Source organism: Brachybacterium sp. Marseille-Q7125 (assembly GCF_023062615.1).
Taxonomy (GTDB): Bacteria; Actinomycetota; Actinomycetes; order Actinomycetales; family Dermabacteraceae; genus Brachybacterium.
Genome location: NZ_JALLAL010000113.1, coordinates 1 through 1,914 on the forward strand (window position 1 = coordinate 1; position 1,914 = coordinate 1,914).

Below are 1,914 nucleotides of genomic sequence, written 5' to 3' on the forward strand. Positions count from 1 at the left end.
CCCGCTTTCGAGGCCGTCGAGATCTCCGACCTGTCACTGAACGACAACCCCACCCGCGCCATCCGCACACTCCACCGATCAGACCCCCGCCGACCGGGGGTGTTGCTTCGACGCTATGACACCACCCTCGTCCATGGGTTTGGATCTTGGTGAACAAGTCTTCGAGTTTGGCCTGGTCTTGCGGCAGAGGCTTGTCGAAGACCTTCTTGCCGGCAGTATCCAGCGCGCAGGCGTAGTGGGCTTGTTTGCCCACGTCCAACCCGCACCAGATGTCGAAGCCGATCTGTTCCATGATGACCACCATCCTTGCATCGAAGCGACGGTCGCCATGGTTGGTGATGCGTCAGCTGCCGGCACCCACGTTACGAAGAGACCTCATTGCTGGGCCGTGTCCCTATCAGCGGTCGGCTGGCGCCACCAGGCCCGGTGACAACACCCCCCCCGGATCATTCGTGCGACAGGGGCAGTAAGTCATGCCGGGCCCGGCGACCGTAACCCCGCCCTACGGGGTCACCAGCAAGGTAACGGGGCTGCCGATCCGTACCAGGTATGCATCCTGTCGCCTCCTTGGGGCCATGCAGCAACTCTGTTCGATCAACGTGTCCGGCCACCACACCACATGGGAGACTGCGTTGGTCACCGGCGTGTCCTCGGGAGAGATCGCCCGATAGATCGCAGTGTGCCGATAATTACCGATCTCTTCCTTGCAGACGCAGGCCTGGCGCTGCGCTGCGATGGTCATCGACGGCGTCTCCTCGACTTCACCTGCTGCGTCCGCGCACGGTGTGCAGGCGGTGAAGAACCGGTGGTCTTGAACAGGTCCACCCATGCCTCGACGGGCATGTCCTTCGGGAGTCCTGCAGCGGTCATGCCGTGGCGTGTCAGCCATGCCTGTGCGGTCTGTGGTGACCCGAGTGAGGTGGTGCGCGCGAGGATCTGGGCGAGCCCCCGGCCGGGGCCGGTGTAGACGCGGTGGACCAGGGCATGGAACTGGCGTCGCCGTGTCGGGGACAGCAGCGGATGTTCGCGACGGTGGATGGTGAGGATTCCGCCGTCGACTCCCGGACGCGGGGTGAACGCGCGAGCGGGAACACGACTGTGCAGCGTGAACTCGAACCAAGGCGCCCATTGCGCCGTCATCATCGTGGCACCGCCGACGCCCGCTCTGCGCCGCGCGACTTCCCATTGCACGAGCACGATTGCATCGGTCCATGCGGGTGCGTGCAGGATGCGGCGCAGTATGGCCGTGGTCTGGTGAAACGGCAGGTTGCCGACGAGCACATGCGCAGACGTGGGAAGCCGGTAGGTCAGGAAGTCGTCGGCGACGACCTCCACGTGCGACGGGAGCCGTGGGGCCAAGCGTCGGGCGAGCCGGGTGTCGATCTCGACGGCTGTCACCGGTCGCCCGAGCTGGGCCAACGGCGAGGTGAGTGCTCCGTCACCGGGGCCGATCTCGATGATCGGGCCCTCGGTGGCGGACACGAGCCGGGTGATCGTGGCAATGGTGGATGGGTCAGTCAGGAAGTTCTGGCCGTGCTCATGACGGCCACCTCGATAGGTAGGCACTGTTCGCTCCGTGGTTGTTGCGGAGCCGGGCACGCTGAAAGAGCCGCCCGGCCGTGATCACCGGGGGCGGGAGCAACAACCTGTGGAGGGTGCTCTCCGCCGTTAGCGGCTGCGCAGACGCAGCGAAGCAGTGCCGTAGAACAACATGCCCACTAGCGTAGGCGACCCCACGGCGATGTCAAGGCGTCGAAGCAACATGGGGCTCGCCGGCGAGCAGTCGAGCGAATGCCTCGGTGGGCGTGAGATAGCCCAGTCGGCGGCGGGGTCGATTGTTGATCTCCTCGGCGATACTGGTGAGGTAGGGCTGGTGATCGGGGATCACCGTGCCCTTGGGCAGATACTCCCGGT

Annotated in this window: 3 protein-coding genes; all 3 read right to left on the reverse strand. The window is 65.2% G+C overall.

Features of this window, described 5'->3' with window-relative positions:
* Positions 1-292: IS110 family transposase (locus MU407_RS13910; RefSeq protein ID WP_246958384.1), on the reverse strand; the 292-nt coding region annotated here is incomplete at its 3' end.
* A 210-nt stretch (positions 293-502) separates the two neighbouring features.
* Entirely contained in the window at positions 503-742 is a 240-nt protein-coding gene (locus tag MU407_RS13915) for a hypothetical protein (protein ID WP_073717678.1), read from the reverse strand.
* Positions 739-1,566 carry a 23S ribosomal RNA methyltransferase Erm gene (erm, locus tag MU407_RS13920; protein WP_102237460.1) on the reverse strand — a complete coding sequence of 276 codons (828 nt, stop codon included), beginning with the start codon at positions 1,564-1,566 and terminating at the stop codon, positions 739-741. The genes MU407_RS13915 and erm overlap by 4 nt, the downstream gene beginning before the upstream one ends.
* Between the last annotated feature and the right edge of the window lie 348 nt (positions 1,567-1,914).